Source organism: Flavobacterium sp. (assembly GCF_017985075.1).
Classification (GTDB): domain Bacteria; phylum Bacteroidota; class Bacteroidia; order Flavobacteriales; family Flavobacteriaceae; genus Flavobacterium.
The window spans coordinates 39136-62435 of the sequence record NZ_JAGNYF010000005.1 but is presented as its reverse complement, the minus strand read 5'-3'; the positions used below and the strand labels follow the sequence as shown (position 1 = coordinate 62435).

Below are 23300 nucleotides of genomic sequence, written 5' to 3'. Positions count from 1 at the left end.
ACAAAAAATCCCAAATTCTTACGAGTTTGGGATTTTTTTTACTTTATAATTTAGCTAATTCTTTTTCTTTTTGATAGCCAAATAATTTATCTTTTTTAATGATTTCTGCGGTACCATCTGGTAGCATATCTTCCCAGCCAGATTCGCCTTTAGCAATCATTTTTAATATTTTTCTGGAGAAAATATCTAATGTTTTGGCATCGTAAGTTTCAATATCCGTAACTTTTCCGTTGTATTTAAAGAACTTGTATAATTCTTTCATTCTCGGATGCACTTTTAAGTTTTCTGATGTAATTATTTCACCCGTTTCTGGGTCTTTCATCGGATATAAATATACTTTTAAATCTCTGTAAAATAATTTTCCAAAGGCTTCTAAAATTCCACCCGACATATGACGGTAGTATTTCTCATCAAAAATTTCTACCAAATTACTAACACCCATCGCTAAAGCAGTACGTGATTTTGTAAAAGAGGAGAAATATTCTAAAACTTTATAATATTCTTGAAAGTTAGAAATCATTACGGTTTGACCTAAAGCACATAAAAGTTCTGCTCTGTCTAAGAAATCTCTTTCGTCAATTTCACCTTCTGCTTTTAAGTTGGAAAGCGTGATTTCGAAAACCACAAACGTATTTTCTTTACTTACTTTATTTTCTTGTATAAACATCTCGTAAGATTGCTTATACATATCCATATTTACTTTAGTTACAGGTCGGAAACTACCACGTAACGCTAAAATATTCTTTTTATATAAAACCGCTGCAGGTAAAATGTTCTTTCCTTCCGGATTAAACATTACGGCATCTGTAAAGCCGTATTTTACCAATTGCAAACTCATTAATCTGTTGTCTACATCTGCAAAACTTGGTCCTGAGAAATTTATCGTATCAATCTCAAGTTGGTCTTTTTCTAAATGGTCGTATAAATAACGCAATAATTTTTTAGCATCATTGTGTTTGTAAAACGCGCCATAAATTAAGTTTACGCCTAAGATACCTAAGGTTTCTTGTTGCAAACGGGCATCATTTTCTTTAAAACGAATGTGAATTAAAATTTCATTATACGCTTGGTCAGGTTCTACTTGGAATTTAATTCCTACCCAGCCGTGTCCTTTAAATTGTTTTGCAAAATCAATAGTCGCTACGGTATTCGCATAACTAAAAAACATTTTATTTGGATGCTTGTCTCTTTTTAAACGATCTTCAATAAGTTTCGTTTCGTGCGTAAGCATTTTTCTTAATCTGCTTTCCGTAACATATCTGCCATCTTCTTCAATTCCGTAAATGGCATCACTAAAATCTTTATCGTAGGCAGACATCGCTTTCGCAATCGTACCAGAAGAAGCTCCAGCTCTGAAAAAATGCCTCACCGTTTCTTGTCCGGCACCAATTTCGGCAAAGGTTCCGTAAATATTTTCGTTTAAATTAATACGGAGTGCTTTGTCCTTTGTAGAAGGGATTTGTTCAATAGCTTTGTCTCCTCTTAATGTGATTTCAGTCGTCATTTATTCAAATGTGTTTTTGGCCAAATTAAAATACATTGCAAAGTTAATAAATTATAGGTTTTAACAAGAGTATTTTGTTATTTTTGTAAAAAAGAAATTACAACCATTACAATAAAGTAGCACTTTTCTACTAAAAGTAGCGGGTAACTTTTTTAGCGTGTCAATCACATACATATGAAATTATACTTCTTAGGAACGGGTACATCTCAAGGCATTCCAGTAATTGGAAGTACGCATTTTGTGTGTTTAAGTGATGATGCAAAAGACAAGCGATTGCGCGTTTCTGTTTGGATACACGATGAAGATTTTTCAGTAGTTATTGATTGCGGTCCCGATTTTCGTCAGCAAATGCTTACCAGTGGCTGTTCGCGTATTGATGGGTTGCTTTTCACACACGAACACGCAGACCATACAGCTGGTTTGGATGATATTCGTCCGTTTTATTTTAATCAAGGTGACATTCCGGTTTACGGACATTCGCGGGTGTTGCAAAATTTAGCCAAACGATTTGATTATATTTTTGAAAAAGAAAACAAATATCCAGGCGCGCCTTCTGTTTTGCCAATTGAAGTTGTAAATAATCAGAATATTACGATTAAAAATCAGACCGTAATTCCAATTAATGCGATGCACGGAAATTTACAGGTTTTTGGATACCGAATCAAAGATGTGGTATATTTAACAGATGTAAAAACCATTGCAGATTCAGAATTAGAAAAACTTAAAAATGTAGAGGTGTTAGTTATCAATGCGTTACGTTTTGAACCACATACTACGCATTTTAATATGGAAGAAGCTATAAATTTTATAAATTTGGTGCAACCTAAAAAAGCCTATTTAACACATATTAGTCATATTTTAGGATTGCACGAAGAAGTACAAAAACAATTGCCAGAAAACGTTTTTTTAGCCTACGATAATTTAGAAATAGAAATTAAATAAATAGTAAAATGAAAAGGAGTTTATTACTTTACGGAATCGTATTTTCAGTATTAATTAATATTTTTCAATTTGTAAATTCTTCAAATATCTTGAAAAGAAGCGAAGAAGTGTCTACAATTAGTAAAAAGGAATTAAAAAAAGCACAAGATACCATTGCGAAATTACGCGACAATGATACATTTTCCTTAGACACTAATGAAAATGCGCAAGAGTATTATTTTGAATACGATGTAAAAGCATTACAAACGAAAGTGAAAGAAGATTTAACTGCTTTTAATGCGGATAAAAAAGGAAATAAATATGTTTCTTACGATCAAATTGGCGACAATCCATTTTTGATTAATAACATAAAAATTTTAAACCATAGATGGATTATTGCTAACTTTTCTGATGGCAAAGTTTGGGGCGAAGTGTTGATAAAATACTTTCATAATGCTGATAAACCTACCGAATTTGAAACCGTAGAAACATTAATTTATCAAGAAACGCTAAATTAAAAATGAAAAAACTTGTATATATATTACTGCTGACATCGTTATTTTCTTGCGATTATATTTTAAAGAATCCGCCAAAAGATACCACGGAAATGGATTCTATTGTGAAAAATCAGGTAAATGATGACAAAAACGAAAACGGGTGCGATTTAAAAGCAGGGTACAAATGGTCGAATATGACTAAAAAATGCGTACGTGTTTTTGAAGAGGGCTATCGTTTAACTTCTATAGAAAGAGATTCGCTTGCCAAAAGAAAAAACGCCTTCTTTTTTGTGGATGAAGACAGCTTAATTGCGGAAGTTTTCTTACCAGATTCAAAAGAATCGATTGTATTTACTAGAGAAAATGAAGACCAAAACTTCAAATTTAAAGATTTCGAATTCCGAACCAACAAAGGTTTTTATTTGTACTACAAACAAACACTTATGTTTCAACCTGCCATTCCTGTAGATACTAAAATTTTAGGGAAAGACGAGGAGCATTAGTTTTTTGGGTATAAGGTTTAGGGTTTAGGGTAAAAGGTGCCTTCTACAGAATAATTATTTTATTCGTTTTGTCATACTGAACTTGTTTCAGTATCTACATTTATTTAAAGTCAAAAGGTTTTGATTAGCTTGTATTTACTACAAAATTCTTAATCTTACCAAGCTTGTTAGCAGTATTTTTTATTTTTCCCACTTTTCGGAAAGAGTATCAATTTTAATCAATTTTATTTTTTTGTCTTTAATTGTATAGCGAAACAATGGTGGAAACTCTTCAGGACCATTTTTATCAAAGAAATATAACTTTTCAAGTTCTTTATTTCTAATTTTATTGAACACCATTTCGCTACTTAAGTTTTCTTCGTCACCAATAATTGTTGGCTTTAATATTTTATCAGAATATATACCCAAAAAATTAAATTCTCTTTCAGTTCCAGATGATGATCTCAAAACATAAAATAATGTATCATTCTCTTTTTTGTAAAACACAACAGAATAAAAATAAGTTCTTTTTTTAGTGTGTTTTGTAGTTGGAATTGGATATGCTTTTTGATATTCAATGACAGCATTTCTAAAATTTTCATTTAGGTCTTTACCTTGATTAGAACTTATTAAAGTAAAGCTAAGCAATAAGATTATTAAAAATTTCATTTTAACTATTTTTTTATTTGTTTAATTGGTCGCAACATTACTGCTAACGTTCCGGTGCTTGGCGAGGTTGCGAACTTCGGAACTGATTATTTTCTATCAATGATAAAATTGCTTGTGAAATATAAACGTGTATTTACTACAAAATTTGCAATCTCGTCAGACGGCTGTTAATAGCTGTTTTTTTTATTTAAGTATTTTTCACGTAAATCTTTTCCGTCTTGCATGTACTCAACATTAGGATTTTCTATCACGTATTCTTTTTTCGCTTTTTCTGTTAATGAGTCAATAAAGTTATTCCCAAATTTTCTTTGAATTTCTTTGTGCATTTCATCTTGATAACAATATGGTTGAAAACCTCCCATTCTTATACAACTAAAATTAAATTCTTTTGTCTCAATATCATATTTTTTAAGTAAAGCTGACATTTTATGGAATTCCAAATAATTTGGTCGGAAGTAAAATAATTTTCCGTTTTTTATGTCTTGTTGCGCTCTTTTCTTTTGATTTGTACAAAATGTATCAATTACAGTAACATTTAACTTTTTGTTTTTTAGCCACATTTTAGAATATTCTTCAACATTGTAAACTATTAGTTTTCCATTTTCATCATACTTTTTCAATTCTAATTTCTTTTTTGTATTTTCTTTATAGTTACAAGAAATTAAGGTTAAAGTTGCGAAAAATATAATTAACTTTTGATTCATTGTGTTTTTTTTTGATTTCGATTGAAAATAACTATTAAGGTTCATGCGCTAGACGAGTTTGCGAACTTTAGAACTTATTATTTTCTGTTAAAGTTAAAATTTCTTCTCATCCACATCCTTTAAAAACTGAATTACACCTGTAAAATACGTTTCTTGGTCGTCGTATTGTGATAAGTGACTGCCGTTTTTACAAAATAAAAAGCGTCCGTTTTGTACTTGTGTCGCCATCCATTTCATATGTTCAGGATCCATAGTGTCGTATTTTGCGCCTATGGTTAAGGTAGGAACGGTCAACTCTTTTAATCGTTTGGAAACATCCCAGTTTTTTATGTAGGCGTCACCTGTAATACCAAATTCGCTATAGCCTTGCATAGAAATATATACCTCAGAATTAATGTGTTTAAAACTTCTGGTAATGGATTCAGGCCATTCTTTTTGTGGTTTTCTTAATATATGTTGGGTATAATAATGTTCAAAAAGCAATTCCGTATAACGTGGATTGGCAAAATCATTATTTTTTTCCAACTGCATAATTTCGTTATACACGTCTTTGTTCAATTGCGGACCCAATACTTCCTTAGTATATTTATTATACAACGGAATACTTGAAACCATATTAGAAATAATCAATCCTTTTAAATTTTTCTGATATTTCAAGGCATAATCCATCGCTAAAATGCCACCCCAAGATTGTCCTAAAATGTAAAAATTATCTTTGTTTAAACCAAGTGCTATGCGTACTTGTTCCACTTCTTCTACAAAGCGTTCATTCGTCCAAAGCGATTTGTCTTTCGGCTGGTCGGAATAATACGAACCCAATTGGTCGTAATAAATAAATTCAATGCCTTCTTTTGGAAAATAGCCTTCGAAAGATTCGTATAATTCGTGCGTTAAACCAGGTCCGCCGTGTAAAAGCAATACTTTTATTTTTGGGTTGTTCCCAAATCGTTTTGTCCAAACCTTAAAAGTGCCTTTAGGTGTTTTTATCGGAATCATTTTAATACCACCCGTGTATTGGTCTGCTTTTGATTCAAAGGTGTGGTAGCTTTGTAACGAAAAATCTTCGCTCTTTTTACAAGAAAAAAAAGCGAAGACTAACGATATGAAGAATATTTTTTTCATATATGTAAAATTTATTTTTTAGAGGTCATATATGGTATCGCCTTTTTATTTATTGGTGTTTGCTTACGCAAAGTTGTTGTTAATGGCGATTTCATATTAAGAGTTGTAAATTTTATCGTAAAGGGTTTGGTATTTCTCTTTGATTATTTTACGTTTTAATTTCATGGTTGGTGTTAAATGTCCTGCATCAATTGACCATACATCTGGCGTTAATTCAAAACGTTTTACTTGTTCCCAATTACCAAATTTTTTATTGGCTTCATCAATATCTTCTTGAATACGTGCAATAACTTTTGGATTGTTGCAAAGGTCTTCATTAGAATTTCCTAAATCAATACTATGTCTGTTTGCCCATTCTTTTACAAAATCAAATGCCGGTTGAATGAAAGCAGCAGGCATTTTTTCGCCATCGCCAATAACCATAATTTGCTCAATAAAACGAGATTGTTTGAATGAATTTTCTAATACTTGTGGTGCAACATATTTACCACCAGACGTTTTAAACATTTCTTTTTTACGATCTGTGATTTTTAAGAAGCCATCGGCATCAATCTCACCAATATCACCCGTATGGAAATAATCGTTTTTAATTACTTCTGCGGTTTGTGCTTCATCTTTGTAATACCCAATCATTACGTTTGGTCCTTTACAAAGAATTTCGCCATCTTCAGCAATTTTAACTTCAACGTTTTCAATTACTCTACCGACAGTTCCAATTCTGAATCCGCCATTTCGCATATCGTTAACCGTAATTACTGGAGACGTTTCAGTTAATCCATATCCTTCCATAACCGGAATTCCAGCCGCTGTAAATACTTTGGTTAAACGCGTTTGAAGTGCCGCACTTCCAGAAACTAAAAGTTCCAATTCGCCACCCAAACCTTCTTGCCATTTGGAGAAAATTAATTTTCTGGCAATACCCAGTTTGAAATTATAAAAGGCACCATTTTCATTATATGGTTTAAATGCCATTCCTAAATCCAATGCCCAAAAGAATAATTTCTTTTTAATTCCTGTTAAATCCGCACCTTTTGCGTAAATTTTATCGTATACTTTTTCTAAAAGTCTTGGTACAACTGACATTACATGCGGATGTACTTCTTTTAAATTGTCAGATATTTTTTCAATACTTTCAGCAAAATAAATAGATATTCCACCATATTGATACAAATACGTTAACATTCTTTCGAAAATATGACAAATCGGTAAGAAACTCAACGCACGTGTACTTCCTTTTCGTAATGGCATTCTTTTGTCTGAATTTAATACATCAGAAACAATATTATCGTGAGATAGCATTACGCCTTTTGGTCGACCTGTAGTTCCTGAAGTATAAATTATAGTTGCTAAATCGGAAGGCAAAACGGCATCTTTACGAGCTTCTACGTCATTTTGGTTTGCGGTATCGTTACCAGTTTCTAACAAATCGCGCCATTTTTTGCAACCAGAAATTTCGTTAAACGAATAAATATCTTGTAATAATGGAATTTTTGCATGCACAGCTTTTAATTTATCATACACTTCTTGGTCGGATACAAAACAGTATTTTGCTTCGGAATGATTTAAAATATATTCGTAATCTTCAGAAGAAATTGTTGGATAAATAGGTACGTTTTGCGCACCAGTTTGCAAAATTCCAATATCTGAAATGTGCCATTCTGTTCTATTGTTTGAAGAAATGATAGCAATTTTATCATTTTTTTCAACACCTAAATGTAATAAGGCTCTTGATAAAGCATTGGCTTTATTGATGTATTCTTGTGTAGAAGTTTTAATCCAATCAGAACCATTTTTAGTTACCAATGCATCTGGTAAGTTGTAATTTTCTAATTGAAAATAAGGAAAATCAAAAAGTCGTGTTACATTTTTCATATAAAAAGTTTTTTTAAACTGCAATTTATAAAAAAATAGAACTTTATAAAAATATTTCACCGAAAAACTTTGAATATTGTTAATTTTGCATCAATTAAATATTAATTAAATGAAATCATTTTTCAGATTAAACGAATACAGCGTGTTGTTTTACCGAATAGGTTTGGCGTATTTGTTTTATTTTATAGCACGAATTTTATTCTACACGTATAATTACGATATTTTGGATGTAAATTCAGTAACTGAGTTTTTACAGATTTCGTATCACGGATTAGTTTTTGATACCACGGCCATTTTATATGTAAATGGGCTATTTATTTTACTGTCTACTTTACCATTTTTTATAAATACAAAACCGAAGTATCAAAAAGGATTATTTTATTTGTATTTCATTTCAAATTTATTTTTTTACGCCTTTAATTTTGTCGATTTAATTTATTACAAATACAATTTTTCTCGATTAACACTTGCCGCTTGGGATTTGGTAAAAAATGAAGAATCAAAAGGCGGTATGTTATTTCGATTTTTAATTACCTATTGGCACGTGTTTTTGTTGTTTATTGTGGTAGCTATTTTGTGGGTATTTTTGTATCAAAAAGTAAAAGTGAAACACAATTTAGTAGAAAATGCTAAGTTAAAATATGTTGCAAAATCTATTTTTGGGGTATTAGTAATTGCCACTTTATGTATTGGTGGGATTCGAGGTGATTTTAAGAAAAGTACTCGACCAATTAATTTAGTAGACGCCAACAGATTTGTAAAAAAATCACAACAAGCCGATTTGGTTTTAAATTCTACTTTTTCGTTTTTAAGAACGTTAGGTGTTCAGACTTTTAAAAAAACCGATTTTAACATACCAGAAGAAGTTGTCAATGCAAATTTTCAACCCATTAAGTTGTACGATTCTAATACTCCAACTTCACCAAATATTGTATTAATTATCACCGAAAGTATGGGTAGAGAATATATCGGTGCGTTTAATAAAAATACAAATATTAAAGATTATGTGAGTTATACGCCTTTTATTGATTCCTTGGCATCCGAGAGTTTAATTTTTACCAATGCGTATGCCAACGGGTATAAATCCATACACGGTATGTCATCTATATTAGCTGGTGTTCCTTCTTTTAAAGATGCCTTTACATCTTCTCCGTATGCCAAACAAAAAATTGGCTCTATGGTTTCTTGTTTAAAAAGTAAAGGGTATGATACTTCATTTTTTCACGGTGCACCAAACGGCTCTATGGGATTTTTAGGTTTTGGAAATATTTTAGGATTTGATCATTATTATGGTATGACAGAATACGGAAATGATGCCGATTTTGATGGTTCGTGGGGAATCTGGGACGTGCCTTTTATGCAATTTATGAATAAAACAATTAGCAAAAAGAAAGCACCATTTTTTAGTACCATTTTTACGGTAACTTCACACGAACCTTATGTGGTACCAAATGAGTTTAAAAATAAACTTCCAAAAGGAACCAACCCAATACATCAGCCTGTAGGGTATACAGATTATGCTTTTAAAAAGTTTTTTGAAGCCGCTAAAAAAGAACCGTGGTTTGAAAATACTATATTTATTATTACCGCTGATCATTGTAATTTGGTTAATTATAATGAAGAATATTATCATAAAATTATGAATAGATTGGCTGTTCCGATTCTTTTTTATTCACCAAAATATAAGTTAAAAGGGGTAAACGATGAGTTGGCTCAACATATTGATATTTTTCCAACAGTTATGGATATTATTGGATATAATAAACCATTTAGAAGTTGGGGTAGAAGTTTAATGGATAAAAAACAAGGAATTCAACCTTTTGTAATTAATTATAATACAGGAATGTATAACTTTGCTAAAGGAAATTATGTTTGTGCTTTTGACGGAAAAGTTGCCGTAGGTTTTTACAGTAAAGAGGATAAAGAACAATTGCACAATTTAATTGGAAAAAGAAACAAAGAAATGAATGATATGGAGACGGCCTGTAAAGGGTTTCTTCAAGATTATTTTAATAGAATTATAGATAAAAAGTTGAGTAATTAAATCAAAAGTCGGAAGTCGAAGGTCGAAAGTCAAAAGTAATTTTAGAGTAGTAAAATGAAAAAGAAAATATTAGTTTCAGTTATAGTAATTGCTGCACTTTTTTGGGCAAAGAGTTATTTTTATGATTATAAAATAAACCATAATTTAAAAGTAATTTCTGAAGGTAAAGTATACAAGAGTGGCGTGATTCCACCTGAAGATATTGCCGATTTTGTAAAAGAGCACAAAATTAAAAGCATCATCGATTTACGTTTTCCAGGAACGGGTGACGATGTAAATAATCCAGAAATTCCAGTTGAACTTATTGCAGAAAAAGAAGCAGCTGCTAAAATTAAAGGATTGAATTATTTCAATATAGGTTCAGATCAAGTGCCAAAGCCAGAAAATTTAGAAGCTTTTTTTAAAGTGATGGACAACAAAGCAAATTATCCAGTATTAATTCATTGTTTTCACGGTGTTGGTCGTGCCGAAATGTATTCTGCCATTTATCGTATAGAATATGAAAACTGGGACAGAGATGAAGCGAGAACAGAAACCCGTTTTCTAACCAAGTTTAGTTCTTTCGATTTAGGAAAACCAAAAGGTGATTTTTTGCATAGTTATGTGAAAAGGGGAGACAGAAAATAGAATATAGAAAATAGAATATAGAAATAGAATCTGAAACAAGTTCAGATTGACAAACTTTTAATTAAATCTGTGCGAATCTGTTACATCCGTTCAATCTGTGTACCTATCTAAATAATCCCAAAGCCCAAAACAATCGCAAATACAATAATCATAAGTGCCACAATTTTCTGAATGGTTGTTATGGTTATTTTTTTTACCAATTTGTTTCCAAAATACACACCTATAAACGCAGCAAGTGTTGCAACAATAAGTAAATTCAAATTCAAACTATCTTTTACTTTTGAAATGTTGGTAAAATACACCGACATTCTACTTATGTCTATCATACAAGCGATAAGTACACCTGTCGCAATAAATGCTTCTTTAGATAAGCCAACTTTCGTTAAAAACGCACTTCGTAATGCGCCTTGATGTCCAGATAGCCCACCAAAAAAGCCACTTAATATACCACCTATAGGCAAATACTTTTCTTGAAATTGTAGGTTTTTTAATTTTGGAAGTAATTCAAATAAAGCGAAGAAAATTAGTAAAACAGCCACAATAACTTTCATCAATGTAATTTGAAACACGTATTGTTGTATGGTGTATTCGCCTAAAATATTGGCATTGGTAATTTTATCTAACAAAAAAGCCCCAAGTAATGCAAAAATCAAAGCAGGAATTCCAAATTGTATTGCAATTTTCCAATTAATATGTTTTTTAACCAAAACGAATTTAAATGCATTGTTCAAAAAATGTACAATCGCTGTTAAAGCAATCGCCACATCAACAGGAAAAAATAATGCAAAAGCGGGTAATAACAACGTTCCCAATCCAAAACCAGAGAAAAAGGTTAGGACAGAAGCAAGTAATGCTACAATAGGAATTAGGATATATTCCATATAAGTCAAAAGTCATAACGTCTTAAAGTCACAAACTTTTCGACTTTATGACTTTAAAACTTTTTGACTATTATATTCCATTAATAATTCCGAAAAAATCGTTGGCATTTAATGCAGCGCCTCCAATTAATCCGCCATCAACATCTGGTTTAGAAAATATTTCTTTGGCGTTGTCTGGTTTTACACTACCACCGTAAAGGATGGAAACATTTTCTGAAATTTCTCTCCCGAAAACTTTGTCCACTAAATTTCTAATAAATAAATGCATTTCTTGTGCTTGTTCTGGAGAGGCCGTTTCGCCAGTTCCAATTGCCCAAACAGGTTCGTAAGCCAATACAATATTTTTCCAGTTTTCTTTTGAAATATGAAACAAACCATCACGTAATTGGTATTCCACAACGTTAAAATGATTGTCGCTTTGTCTGTCTTTTAATTCTTCGCCAAAGCAAAAAATAACGGTCATATCGTGTGCTATTGCAGTATCTACTTTATTAGCTAATAAGGCATCATTTTCGTGAAAATAAGCTCTTCTTTCACTGTGACCTAAAATTACAGTGTTTACGCCAACACTGGTTAACATTGAAGCGGAAACTTCACCTGTAAACGCACCACCTTCTGCTTGATGCATATTTTGCGCTGCAATTTTAATATCTGAACCTGCTACTAATTCAATAGCTTTTGCTAAATAAGGAAAAGGAGTAGCTAAAATAACTTCCGCTGAATTATTTGGCTTATTGTTTTTAATTTCATTGATTAATTCAATGGCTTGCGGTAAGGTTTTGTTCATTTTCCAGTTACCGGCTACGATGTTTTTTTTCATTTTTTAATTTAGTTACAACATTTTTTTTGAACACAGATTGAAGAAATTATTAAAATTATTAAAATTTCTCAAATCTGTGTTTAAATAATAAAAAATGTTTTTTTTGTTTATGATATTTTATTTAGATGCTTCTATACTTTCAATGATTTTATCGAAGTCTTTTTCGATGGCGCGGAATAAAACAATTTTTCCTTCTTTGTTAATTACAATAAAACGAGGAATCCAATCCAATTTTATTGAAGATCCAAATTCGCCTTTCATTCCATCTGGAATTAGATAATTTTCGCCCGTAACCTCGTGCTTTTCAATGCCGCTTTTCCAAGCATCAAAGCTTTTATCACAAGATAAATTTACATAAGCCACTTCTGGATATTTGGCTTTTAAATCCTTAACCTGAGGCATATTTTTAACACAATCACCACACCACGAAGCCCAAACTTCAATAACCACGGTTTTACCTTGATTTTGTTTTAAAATTTCTTCAAAAGTAATGCCTTGATTTTCAGAGTTGATTAATTTTGCAGTTAAACTTTCTTTTGAAAATTCAGTTTGTGCTTGGCAAGATGTTAACCCAAGTCCTAATGCTAATGTAGCTAAGATTTTTTTCATAATATTGATTTTAGTTGTTTCGCAAAGATTCGCAAAGTTAAAGCAAAGATTCGCAAAAATATTTTGTGTTTCTCTGTGTAATTTTGTGTATCTCTGCGTTATTATTTTTTGTATATAACTTTCTCTAATGCTTTACTGTTAAATGCTTTTTCGGAAATACCATCAAAAAATTTAATTACGTTTCCGTTGTGTAAATATACTACACCAGGCGTGTCTTTTCCTGTGCCTAATTTAGTCCAAAACTGAACAACATCAATCACTTTATATGGAAATTGTTTTCCAGCATATTTAAAGAAATCTGGAATTTTTTCCGGTTCTTCATCCATAAATACAATTTGCACCGCTGGGAAATCTTTATGCTTTTTTTGTAAAGCATTTATGTCTTTTGCCGCATCTCTACAATGTTCGCAACCTGGAACGAAAAAACACAATATTTTTTGACCTTTATCAATATCTGCATATAAGTCGGAATACCCCGAAACGGCTTGTTTTGGACCTACTTCTTTTTTGATTTCTTCAACCGGTTTATCTGTTTTTATTAAGTTTTTTTCAATTGAATCTATATGTTTTTCAGCTGCTTCATTAGTTAATATTGTAGCACCTTTGTCTAAATCAATTGATGAAGTATCAATTTCAGTATTGATATTGTCATTGCCATTTGAAATTGAAACTGTACTCGCTTTCATTGGTGCCAACATAAACAAACCTAAAATACAAGCTAAAGTGATGCTGATTAACATCCAAATATTCGATTTTTTATCGTTTTCTGAAATTTTCCATAACCAAATTAACAAACCAACAGCGATAATGTTTTTAATAATGGCTTCAATAGGAGTCATTGGAATTAATTCGCCAAAACAACCACAATTTCCTGAATTTCCGCCACTTAAAAAAGTAACATAACTCAAATGAATGATAAAAACACTCAACAAACCAACCGTTGCAGGAATGGTAATGCGTTTTAAGAAATGATTGCTTAGCATTAAAAAGCCAAGAGCAAATTCAATTCCAATTAATATTCTTGAAAAATAAGGTGCAAGTGATTCTGAAAAACCTAAAGTTAAAAGTTGTTTGACTTCAAAAGTAGAAATAGCAAAATAGGGAGAAAAATCTATAAATGGAAAATCAGAAATCCATCCTTTAGATATTTTCGCAATTGCTGAAACTATAAAAAGTAAAGCAATAACTATTCTTAGCGTCCAAGATATATTTTTTTTGTTCATTTTTTTATTTGTTTCACAGAGTTACACAAAGATTACACAGAGCTTCACTGAGTTTTTTAATTTATCAAATATAAGTTAGTAAATTGATACCTGTTGTTAATGAAATGTTATTGTATTTACTGAGATTTTTAAATGTAATTTTTTGCGTGTCTTTGCGATTAACATTGCGAATCTCTGTGAAACAATTACTCTCCAAATTTCATTAAAATTAAAGCAAAAACCGAATAGTTTATCATATCTTGATAATTGGCATCAATACCTTCAGAAACCAATGTTTTTCCTTGGTTGTCTTCAATTTGTTTCACGCGTAATAACTTTTGAATAATTAAATCCGTTAGTGAACTCACACGCATATCGCGCCAAGCTTCCCCATAATCGTGATTTTTATCTTCCATAAGTTCTTTCGTGATTTCAATTTTATGATTGAATAATTTTATCGCTTCATCTGCAGATAAATCAGGTTGAGAAGCAATTCCTTTATCCATTTGAATTAAAGCCATCACGCAATAATTGATAATACCAATAAATTCTGACGTTTCATCTTCATCTACTTTTCTTACGTCATTTTCTTGTAAACTTCTAATACGTTGCGCTTTAATAAATATTTGATCCGTTAATGAAGGCAAACGTAAAACACGCCAAGCCGTGCCATAATCGTGCGCTTTTTTTGTAAATAATTCTCTGCAAACAGCTATAACTTTGTCGTATTCTTGTGAGGTATTGCTCATTATTATTTTATATTTGTATCAAACTTCAAATATAAGTAAAAAATACGATGTCAACAATAAACTGTAAAGGAACACTCATCAACTTATCAACACCTAAAGTAATGGGGATTGTTAATGTAACGCCAGATTCATTTTTTGATGGTGGAAAACTTACCGATGCTGATTCTGTTGTATTTCAGGTAGAAAAGATGCTTGAAGAAGGTGCTACATTTATTGATTTAGGTGGTTATTCCAGTAAGCCTGGAGCTGAATTTGTTTCCGAAACAGAAGAATTGAATCGAGTAATACCTGTTGTCAAGTTATTAGTTGAAAAATTCCCGGATATTTTACTTTCTATTGATACTTTTAGAAGCGAAGTAGCCAAACAAGCCATCGAAAATGGTGCAGCATTGATTAATGATATTTCTGCCGGTTTGTTAGATGAAAATATGTTAGAAACAGCCGCTAAATTGCAAGTTCCGTATATTATGATGCATATGAAAGGCACACCCAAAACAATGCAAAGTTTAGCCAATTATGAGGATTTACTAAAAGAAATGAATTTTTACTTTTCTGAACGAATTGCGAAAGCGAGACGTTTTGGTTTAAACGACATCATCATTGATCCTGGCTTTGGATTTGCGAAAACTTTAGAACAAAATTACGAATTGCTACAGAATTTAGAACTGCTACAATTTCACGATTTACCTATTTTAGCTGGCATTTCAAGAAAATCAATGATTTATAAAGCATTAGAAACTTCGCCTGATGAGGCTTTAAACGGAACAACTTTTTTACACGCGTTTTGTTTACAAAAAGGCGCGAATATTTTAAGAGTTCACGATGTAAAAGAGGCGGTGGAATGCGTGAAGTTAATGGGGCAATTTAAGGCATAGTTTTTTATTATTGTTGCCTTCGAGTGCCTCAGGCAACAATGATATAAAGGTAACTGAGGCAACACTGATATAAAGGTAACTGAGGCAACACGTTTATAAAGGTAGCTGAGGCAACACGGTTATAAAGGTAGCTGAGGCTCTCGAAGCTATTGATGATGATACGGTTCGTTATTCAAAATCGTAAAACCTCTATAAATCTGTTCAATCACAAATAATCGTACCATTTGATGTGAAAAAGTCATTTGAGATAAAGCGACTTTTCCTTGTGCTTTTTGATATACTTCCTCTGAAAATCCGTAAGGTCCTCCTATAACAAACACTAACGTTTTAATTCCAGAGTTCATTTTCTTTTGTAAAAAATCTGAAAAACCAATGCTATTAAATTCCTTGCCATTTTCGTCTAATAAAATTAATTGATCGGTTGGTGCTAATTTTCCTAAAATAAGTTGCCCTTCTTTTGTTTTTTGTTCAGATTCCGATAAGTTTTTTACGTTTTTTATATCCGGTATTACTTCTAAATCGAACTTAATATAAAATCCCAATCGCTTGGTATATTCTTCAATTAAAGCGTTTAGATTTTTATTATCGGTTTTGCCTATGGCAATAAGTTTGATGTTCATATCGAGAATTTTTTAAACACATAGAAACATAGATATAATGTGTATGATTAGATGTTTTACTTTATATAGTTAAATATAGCGTTATCATAATAAATTTCTAAAATAGTCATTAACAAAAGTTTTTTGTCCGTTTTTGAAAATATTTGAGCAATTAAAATTAATCAATATCCCTTTTGGTGCTTTAAGTAAATTCATATATGTGTATAATTGTGCTTCAAAAATAGAATTCATTTCGGTAACTGATTTTAATTCTACAACTAAACAATTTTCAACAAATAAATCACATCTAAAATTCACATTTAATTCTTTTTCTCTGTACAATAAAGGTACTTTTAACTCTGTTAAAAAATTTATTTTTCTATGTGATAATTCTTCTTTTAAACATTCGTGATAAACCGATTCTAATAAACCTCTACCTAATTGTTTATGAACTTCAATTGCGGAACCAATAACTTCATAAGTTAAGTCGTCTAAATATTTTTTTGTTAACATTTAATCTATGTTTCTATGTGTTTTAAATCATAAAGTTAAGAATTTTCTTTAAACAAAAAACTCCAGATTGCTCTGAAGTTTTTAAAATAGTTTACGTTTAGATACTAATTTTCCAACATAGTATGAAACACGTTCATCACATCATCGTCTTCTTCAATTTTTTCTAATAATTTTTCAACATCCGCTACTTGTTCTGGTGTTAATTCTTTAGTTACTTGCGGAATTCTATCAAATCCAGAAGATAAAATTTCTAAACCTCTTGTTTCTAATTCTTTCTGAATCGCTCCGAAACTTTCAAAAGGGGCGTACATTAAAATCCCGTCTTCTTCATCGGCGAAAATTTCTTCTACACCAAAATCAATCATTTCTAATTCTAATTCATCAATGTCTTGTCCAGCAGCAGGAATTCGAAAATTACAAGTATGGTCAAACATAAATTCAACTGAACCTTGCGTCCCCATTGTGCCATTACATTTATTAAAATAACTTCTAATATTTGCAACCGTTCTGTTGTTGTTATCAGAAGCGGTTTCAATTAAAATGGCTATTCCGTGTGGTGCATACCCTTCAAATAAAATTTCTTTATAGTTTGCGGTGTCTTTATCTGTTGCTTTTTTAATGGCGCGTTCTACGTTTTCTTTAGGCATATTTACCGCCTTAGAGTTTTGTATAATGGCTCTTAATCTTGAGTTAGCATCTGGGTTTGGACCCCCTTCTTTAACTGCCATTACAATATCTTTACCAATTCTGGTAAATGCTTTAGCCATTGCCGACCAACGCTTCATTTTTCTTCCTTTTCTGAATTCAAACGCTCTTCCCATTTCTGTACTGAGTTTATGTATTAATTTTTTGCAAAAGTATGAGTATTTTTCATTTAATGCTATTTTGATTTTATTATCTTAAATGAAATAATTTAAATTTAGAAAGAATAACCAATAGAGATTCCTAAACGAGCTTTCAATCCTTTTATATTTTCTACATCTATAGTTATTGGGGCTTTTACAGAATTTGCTTGTAATCCTCCATATAAATCAATTACAAATCCATCAGGTTTGTTTTTATTTCCTATTATCCATTGATTTCCTATAATTCCACCAAAACTAATTTGTGTAATGTTGTCTTTTGGACCGCCGTTAATTTTTTTTCTATTTGCATCTATAAATTGAGCAATAGGCGCAATGTAAAAACCTTCAAAGGTAGTGTTGTTGTCAGAAGTAAAGAATTTATATTTTAATTCAAAACCAATTGCATTAAATTGGTTTTTGTTACTATCATTATTAATAGTAAATTTTGATGTTGCAACAGTAAATTCAACACTGTTATTTTTCTCGATTTTCTCTTCATAACTTAGCTCAATTCCATTTAATAAAAAGCCAATAGGGTTTAATTTTATTGCTCTTTGCTGTGCAACTACAATTGTTGAAAAAAATATAAAAAATATGGTAAGTTTTTTCATTATGATTAAAATTAATGTCTTGCAAAAATAAAATAAGCAGGCAGCAAAAAAAAATGTTTGCCCTTTTTTTTTTTGAGTTTATAAATATTTAAATGATAAGTACGTAATTTTTTGAAATTTGTTATTTCACTTTTGGAATTTTTAAATGTTATCTTTGCGAAATGCAAAACCATTTTTTTCAACCTTTTTTAGCCGATATTTCAGGAATTCCATTGCCTGAAAAGTTTACGTTTCCGTTTTATTACAAACCACATAAATTGAGTGAAATTGCTGCTACTTCTTTGCAAGATTATTTAGTAACACAAACAAATTTTGATCATAATTTTGGATTAGATGCCTCTCAGAAAGGTTTGGTTATTGGAAAAATGTTTGGTGTTTTGGTTTGTCAAAACGAAAAAGGTGAATTAGGCTATTTATGGGCGTTTTCAGGTAAATTAGCGAATGAAAATCATCATCAGTATTTTGTTCCAACAGTTTTTGATATGTTAACCGAAAATAGTTTTTTTAGAAGAGAGGAAGAACTGCTTAATGCGTACAATCGTGAAATTGAAAATTTAGAAAAAAATGTCAATTATTTGAACACGTTAGAACATTTTAACCAAGCTAAAATTCAAGCAGAAACGGAATTACAACAACAAAAAACACGAATAAAAGAGCAGAAAATTCTTCGAGACGAAAAGCGAAATCAACTGGAAACTACATTAAGCGAATCAGATGTGCAATTGCTTAATGTTGAATTATCCGAAGCCAGTAAGCAAGAAAGTATAGTGTTGAAAAAAATGACCAAATATTGGAAATTGACTCTACAAGCTTTAGAAGAAAAAGTAACCATTTTTACTAATGAAATCCATCAGTTAAAAGAAGTTCGAAAAGCAAAATCGTCACAATTGCAACAAAAATTATTTGCGGAATATTCGTTTTTTAATCAATATAAAGAAACGAAAAGTTTAGGTGAAATTTTTAATAATAATCCGCCTGCAGGAGCAGGAGAATGTGCTGCGCCAAAGTTATTGCATTATGCATTTCAGAATGATTTAAAGCCCATTTGTATGGCCGAATTTTGGTGGGGACAATCGCCAAATTCAGAAGTACGTCAACACAAGCAATTTTACCCGTCTTGTAAAAGTAAATGCGAACCCATTTTAATGGGACATATGCTTAATGGTTTAGAAATGGAAGAAAATCCGTTTATTATGAATCACGCAGCAGGAAAAGATATTGAAATTATATATGAAGATGAGGTTATGCTTGCCATAAATAAACCTACGGAATTTTTATCCGTTCCAGGAAAAACCATTTCAGATTCGGTTTATACTCGAATTAAGGAAAAATATCCGGATGCCACAGGTCCTTTAATTGTGCATCGATTAGATATGTCTACTTCCGGAATTATGCTTATCGCGAAAAATGAAACTACAGCCGTACAATTACAAAGTCAGTTTATAAATAGAACGATAAAAAAGCGTTACGTTGCACTTTTAGATGGTTTGTTGGAAAAATCTCACGGATATATTGATTTGCCTTTGCGAGTTGATTTAGAGGATAGGCCTCGTCAATTAGTGTGTTACGAACACGGAAAATCGGCACAAACCAAATGGAAAACCATTGAAGTTAAAAATGGTAAAACGAAAGTTCATTTTTATCCGATTACGGGGCGAACGCACCAATTACGTGTACACGCTTCTCACAATTTAGGACTTCATACACCTATTGTTGGCGACGATTTATATGGTACGAAAGCCGATAGATTGCATTTGCACGCCGAATATATTCAGTTTGAACATCCGATTTCAAAGGAAGTTATGGAGATTTTGGTGGAAGCGGAGTTTTAGGTTTGTTTTTACCGCAAAGAGGCAAGGTTTATCGCAAGGTTCGCTAAGTTCTATTATTTACACCCAGTTTGTCATGCTGAAAGCATCTCTTATTGTTTCTTTTTAGTGAATAATGTTGAGACTCTTCCAGAGTTACAAACGTTGAGGTCAATTTTCTTGATTATTTTTTACAGTAAAGAACTTTGCGAGCCTTGCGCAATCTTTGCGAACTTAGCGGTTAATTATTTCCCCATTCAACCAAACACTATCAATCAAATTCGTAGCAAAACAATACGGAATTTCGTAATAACTATGTAAAGGTTTCGTAATAATCAAATTGGCTTTCTTACCTTTTGTAATACTTCCATGTGATTCGCTTAAATCCATTGCGTAGGCACCGTTAATTGTCGCTGCATTTATGGCTTCTTCTGGAGTCATTTTCATTTTGATACAAGCCGTAGCAACCACAAAATGCATATTTCCAGAAGGCGTTGTTCCTGGGTTAAAGTCAGAGGCTAATGCTAAAGGTAAACCAGCATTCAACATTTGTCGAGCTGGCGTGTACGGAATCGAGATAAAATACGAACAACTTGGTAAAGCCACAGGCATACATTCAGAATTTTTCAATACTTCAATATCTTCATCAGTTACAATTTCTAAATGGTCTACACTTAACGCGCCGTTTTCGACACAAGCTTTTATTCCGTTTATGGCTGTAAACTGATTTACGTGAATTTTAGGTTTTAAACCATATTTTTTACCTGCTTCCATAATTTGGATGGTTTCAGAAACACTAAAATAACCCGTTTCAAAAAAAGCATCAATATAATCGGCTAAATGTTCTGCTGCGATTTTGGGTAACATTTCGTTGATAATCAAATCGATATACGCTTGATGATTTTCTTTGTATTCCGTTGGAAAAGCGTGTGCTCCAAGGAAAGTTGCCTTTATAGCAATAGGATAGTTTTCTTTTAGTTTTTGAATTACGCGCAGCATTTTTAATTCGCCATCTACGGTTAATCCATAACCTGATTTAATCTCAACTGCTCCGGTACCTTGAGAAATGACTTCTTCCAAACGTTTTTTCGATTGGTTGTATATTTCGTCTTCAGATGTTTCGTTTAATTTCTTAGCCGAATTTAATATTCCGCCACCACGATTGGCTATTTCTTCGTATGACAAACCGTTAATTCTATCTACAAATTCACCACTTCTATTTCCGGCATACACAATATGCGTGTGACTGTCGCAATAACTTGGCATCACTATTTTTCCAGTAGCATCTATTACTGTTGCTTTTTTTATTTCTGGACAATTTTCCATCAAACCAAAATCAGAAATAAGATCATTTTCCAAAACTAAAAAAGCATCCTCTAAAATGGGTAAATGCGCCATTTCCGAACCTGAAACTTTTTTAATTGAAGTTTCTCTAACTTGGAGTAATTGTTTTATATTTATAATTATGGTTTGCATATTTATTTTTTTTAAAGACCTAACAGGTTTTTGAAACCTGTTAGGTCTGATTTGCTTACTTTTCTTTTAACTTATTAGAACGATTATATTACATTTCCATTCCTTTAAGTACTTCTTCATTTATTTTGTTCATCAGATATTTCTCATTATGCCAATATTCAAAATTATCAAAATCAATTAAACTAAATATAAACTCTTTACTTATTTTAGATTTTTTAGTAGTAATATATGCATTATATGATGAAAATTTATACTTTTTGAAGTCATCTATTAGGTTGTGATTTGATGGATTCAGATGAACATAAGCAATTAGTTGTATTAAATATTCTTCGGTTTCAACTTTTTTTCTTTTTAAATGCTCTTGAAACAAACTTCCAGTTCTATTATATTTTTTATTTATACTTTTTGAATATGAGTTGAATAAATTCGAAAAAGGCAAGTGTAATTTATTAATTATATTTTCTGGTAAGTTTTCAATGTCCTTAATTCTCAATACTATGTGAAAATGATTTTTTAATAAACAATATGCATATATATCACAAATAGGTAATAAATATTTTTCAACTAAACCTAAAAAATAAATATAGTTGTCCGTTTCTAAGAATATATTTTCTTTATTATTTCCTCTATTGAAAATATGATACGTTACACCAGCTTCAAATTTATCTTGATTCATTTTTATTATTTAAACCTAACAGGATTTTGAAACCTTTTAGGTTATTTAGTTATATTTGTAAAAGGTAAAAATACTTATTTAATATAAAGTGCGAAAACTATTATACAAAAAAGGACGAAAAGTTATACCAACTCTAATAGAGTATACAGGTAAACACGAAAATATTGCTCCTGAAATGCAACTATTTGTGTACAATTCTGAGGAATTGTCTGAATTTGAAGATATAAAATTATCTCAATTAGATAAACATTTGGATGCGACTAAAAACAATTGGATTAATTTGCACGGTTTGTCGGACATTACCTTAATTAAGGAAATTGGTATAAAATTTAAAATTGATGATTTTATTTTAGGTGATATTTTAAATATTCTGAAACGATCAAAAGTTGAGGAGTACAATCATACCCTATTTTTTAATATTAAATCCTTACTTCCAGATTCTAATGGTATTGATGTAGAGCAAATAAGTTTTATTTTACGTGATGGTTTCTTGTTTTCGTTCCAGGAGAAAAAAAGTGATTTTTTCCTTCATATCCGAGAAAGAATGAGACAACAAGCTGGAATTGTTAGAGATAGAAAAGTCGATTATTTATTATATCTTCTTCTTGACGCCGTTATGGAAAATTTTTATATTACCATAGAAAGCGAGGAACATAAAATTGATACGGTTATTGATTTAATCAAGACCAAACCCAATCCGAATATTTTAGAAGATATTGAACATCATAGAGATAATTTAAACTTTTTACGTCGTTCTATTGTACCACTTCGCGATTCTTTATATTCTATAAAAAGTATGAAAGATGATGATGTTTTTAATGTCATTACAGTTGAAAATTATTCGTTTTTTTCTCGTTTACATCAAAAATGCTTGGAACTTTTAGATCAGATTGATGCCGATTTAAGTTCGTTGGAAAGTGCCTCTTCGTTTTATTTTTCGTTGCAAAGTCATAAAATGAATATAGTAATGAAAACCTTAACAGTAGTTTCTGTTTTCTTTATGCCGTTGACGTTTGTTGTAGGTGTGTATGGAATGAATTTTGATAATATGCCCGAATTACATTGGAAATATGGTTATTTTTATGTGGTAACGGGTATGTTTTTATTGTTTGTATCTATGATAATTTATTTCAAAAGAAAAAATTGGTTTTAAATAAATTCACCTAAAATGTTTCTGTTTTATTACGAAACATT

The 23300-nt window shown here is 31.2% G+C and carries 24 protein-coding genes; 8 read left to right on the top strand and 16 right to left on the bottom strand.

Annotated elements, in window-relative coordinates:
- Positions 1-43: 43 nt before the first annotated feature.
- The gene (locus tag KA468_RS02390) at positions 44-1504 is read right to left on the bottom strand and encodes a TonB-dependent receptor (protein ID WP_291241350.1); all 1461 of its coding nucleotides are present in this window, start codon (positions 1502-1504) and stop codon (positions 44-46) included.
- Between the two features lie 174 nt (positions 1505-1678).
- On the opposite strand from KA468_RS02390, the gene KA468_RS02385 reads away from it, so the two are divergent.
- Genes KA468_RS02385 through KA468_RS02375 form a run of 3 tightly spaced genes read left to right on the top strand, consistent with a single transcriptional unit; the run spans position 1679 to position 3425 of the window.
- Entirely contained in the window at positions 1679-2446 is a 768-nt protein-coding gene (locus KA468_RS02385; protein ID WP_291241349.1) for an MBL fold metallo-hydrolase, read from the top strand.
- 8 nt (positions 2447-2454) lie between these two features.
- Positions 2455-2943 (top strand): hypothetical protein, encoded by a 489-nt coding sequence (locus KA468_RS02380; protein ID WP_291241348.1) that lies wholly within the window; start codon positions 2455-2457, stop codon positions 2941-2943.
- Between the two features lie 2 nt (positions 2944-2945).
- A complete protein-coding gene (locus tag KA468_RS02375; RefSeq protein WP_291241347.1) occupies positions 2946-3425 on the top strand; it encodes a hypothetical protein in 480 nt (159 codons plus the stop codon).
- Between the two features lie 180 nt (positions 3426-3605).
- Here the strand turns inward: KA468_RS02375 and KA468_RS02370 are convergent, their stop codons facing one another.
- From KA468_RS02370 to KA468_RS02355, 4 genes are all read right to left on the bottom strand, one after another.
- Complete coding sequence (locus KA468_RS02370; protein WP_291241346.1) at positions 3606-4073, bottom strand: hypothetical protein; 468 nt, start codon at positions 4071-4073, stop codon at positions 3606-3608.
- Positions 4074-4240: 167 nt separating this feature from the next.
- A complete protein-coding gene (locus KA468_RS02365) occupies positions 4241-4777 on the bottom strand; it encodes a hypothetical protein (RefSeq protein ID WP_291241345.1) in 537 nt (178 codons plus the stop codon).
- A 93-nt stretch (positions 4778-4870) separates the two neighbouring features.
- Positions 4871-5899 carry a proline iminopeptidase-family hydrolase gene (locus tag KA468_RS02360; protein ID WP_291241344.1) on the bottom strand — a complete coding sequence of 343 codons (1029 nt, stop codon included), beginning with the start codon at positions 5897-5899 and terminating at the stop codon, positions 4871-4873.
- 96 nt (positions 5900-5995) lie between these two features.
- Positions 5996-7771: a long-chain fatty acid--CoA ligase gene (locus tag KA468_RS02355; protein ID WP_291241343.1), complete on the bottom strand. Its 1776-nt coding sequence runs from the start codon at positions 7769-7771 to the stop codon at positions 5996-5998.
- Positions 7772-7880: 109 nt separating this feature from the next.
- On the opposite strand from KA468_RS02355, the gene KA468_RS02350 reads away from it, so the two are divergent.
- Together KA468_RS02350 and KA468_RS02345 are read left to right on the top strand one after the other, a co-directional pair.
- On the top strand, positions 7881-9815 hold the full coding sequence (locus KA468_RS02350) for an LTA synthase family protein (protein ID WP_291241342.1): 1935 nt from the start codon (positions 7881-7883) through the stop codon (positions 9813-9815).
- A gap of 54 nt (positions 9816-9869) precedes the next feature.
- The gene (locus tag KA468_RS02345; RefSeq protein ID WP_291241341.1) at positions 9870-10442 is read left to right on the top strand and encodes a dual specificity protein phosphatase family protein; all 573 of its coding nucleotides are present in this window, start codon (positions 9870-9872) and stop codon (positions 10440-10442) included.
- A gap of 107 nt (positions 10443-10549) precedes the next feature.
- Here the strand turns inward: KA468_RS02345 and KA468_RS02340 are convergent, their stop codons facing one another.
- From KA468_RS02340 to KA468_RS02320, 5 genes are all read right to left on the bottom strand, one after another.
- Positions 10550-11323, bottom strand: coding sequence for a sulfite exporter TauE/SafE family protein (locus KA468_RS02340; RefSeq protein WP_291241340.1), 774 nt, complete (start codon positions 11321-11323; stop codon positions 10550-10552).
- A 70-nt stretch (positions 11324-11393) separates the two neighbouring features.
- Positions 11394-12143, bottom strand: coding sequence for a triose-phosphate isomerase (tpiA, locus tag KA468_RS02335; RefSeq protein WP_291241339.1), 750 nt, complete (start codon positions 12141-12143; stop codon positions 11394-11396).
- Between the two features lie 117 nt (positions 12144-12260).
- Positions 12261-12752 (bottom strand): TlpA disulfide reductase family protein, encoded by a 492-nt coding sequence (locus KA468_RS02330; protein ID WP_291241338.1) that lies wholly within the window; start codon positions 12750-12752, stop codon positions 12261-12263.
- A 101-nt stretch (positions 12753-12853) separates the two neighbouring features.
- Positions 12854-13975 (bottom strand): MauE/DoxX family redox-associated membrane protein, encoded by a 1122-nt coding sequence (locus KA468_RS02325; RefSeq protein ID WP_291241337.1) that lies wholly within the window; start codon positions 13973-13975, stop codon positions 12854-12856.
- Positions 13976-14160: 185 nt separating this feature from the next.
- On the bottom strand, positions 14161-14703 hold the full coding sequence (locus tag KA468_RS02320) for a DUF1599 domain-containing protein (protein ID WP_291241336.1): 543 nt from the start codon (positions 14701-14703) through the stop codon (positions 14161-14163).
- 47 nt (positions 14704-14750) lie between these two features.
- On the opposite strand from KA468_RS02320, the gene folP reads away from it, so the two are divergent.
- Positions 14751-15578 carry a dihydropteroate synthase gene (gene folP / locus KA468_RS02315; protein WP_291241335.1) on the top strand — a complete coding sequence of 276 codons (828 nt, stop codon included), beginning with the start codon at positions 14751-14753 and terminating at the stop codon, positions 15576-15578.
- Positions 15579-15724: 146 nt separating this feature from the next.
- On the opposite strand, the gene rlmH is transcribed toward folP, so the two are convergent.
- From rlmH to KA468_RS02295, 4 genes are all read right to left on the bottom strand, one after another.
- Positions 15725-16198, bottom strand: a complete 474-nt coding sequence (rlmH, locus tag KA468_RS02310; RefSeq protein ID WP_291241334.1) for a 23S rRNA (pseudouridine(1915)-N(3))-methyltransferase RlmH — start codon at positions 16196-16198, stop codon at positions 15725-15727.
- Positions 16199-16282: 84 nt separating this feature from the next.
- Positions 16283-16690 (bottom strand): GxxExxY protein, encoded by a 408-nt coding sequence (locus KA468_RS02305; RefSeq protein WP_291241333.1) that lies wholly within the window; start codon positions 16688-16690, stop codon positions 16283-16285.
- Positions 16691-16794: 104 nt separating this feature from the next.
- The gene (locus tag KA468_RS02300; RefSeq protein ID WP_291241332.1) at positions 16795-17511 is read right to left on the bottom strand and encodes a YebC/PmpR family DNA-binding transcriptional regulator; all 717 of its coding nucleotides are present in this window, start codon (positions 17509-17511) and stop codon (positions 16795-16797) included.
- Between the two features lie 98 nt (positions 17512-17609).
- Entirely contained in the window at positions 17610-18146 is a 537-nt protein-coding gene (locus tag KA468_RS02295; RefSeq protein WP_291241331.1) for a DUF3575 domain-containing protein, read from the bottom strand.
- 161 nt (positions 18147-18307) lie between these two features.
- Between KA468_RS02295 and KA468_RS02290 the strand changes: the two genes are divergently transcribed.
- Positions 18308-19978, top strand: a complete 1671-nt coding sequence (locus KA468_RS02290; RefSeq protein WP_291241330.1) for an RluA family pseudouridine synthase — start codon at positions 18308-18310, stop codon at positions 19976-19978.
- A 210-nt stretch (positions 19979-20188) separates the two neighbouring features.
- Here the strand turns inward: KA468_RS02290 and hutI are convergent, their stop codons facing one another.
- Together hutI and KA468_RS02280 are read right to left on the bottom strand one after the other, a co-directional pair.
- Positions 20189-21430 carry an imidazolonepropionase gene (hutI, locus tag KA468_RS02285; protein WP_291241329.1) on the bottom strand — a complete coding sequence of 414 codons (1242 nt, stop codon included), beginning with the start codon at positions 21428-21430 and terminating at the stop codon, positions 20189-20191.
- Positions 21431-21518: 88 nt separating this feature from the next.
- Entirely contained in the window at positions 21519-22106 is a 588-nt protein-coding gene (locus KA468_RS02280) for a transposase (protein WP_291241328.1), read from the bottom strand.
- Positions 22107-22194: 88 nt separating this feature from the next.
- Here KA468_RS02280 and corA point away from each other — a divergent pair, with 88 nt between their 5' ends.
- The gene (gene corA, locus KA468_RS02275) at positions 22195-23259 is read left to right on the top strand and encodes a magnesium/cobalt transporter CorA (RefSeq protein WP_291241327.1); all 1065 of its coding nucleotides are present in this window, start codon (positions 22195-22197) and stop codon (positions 23257-23259) included.
- Positions 23260-23300: the final 41 nt, after the last annotated feature.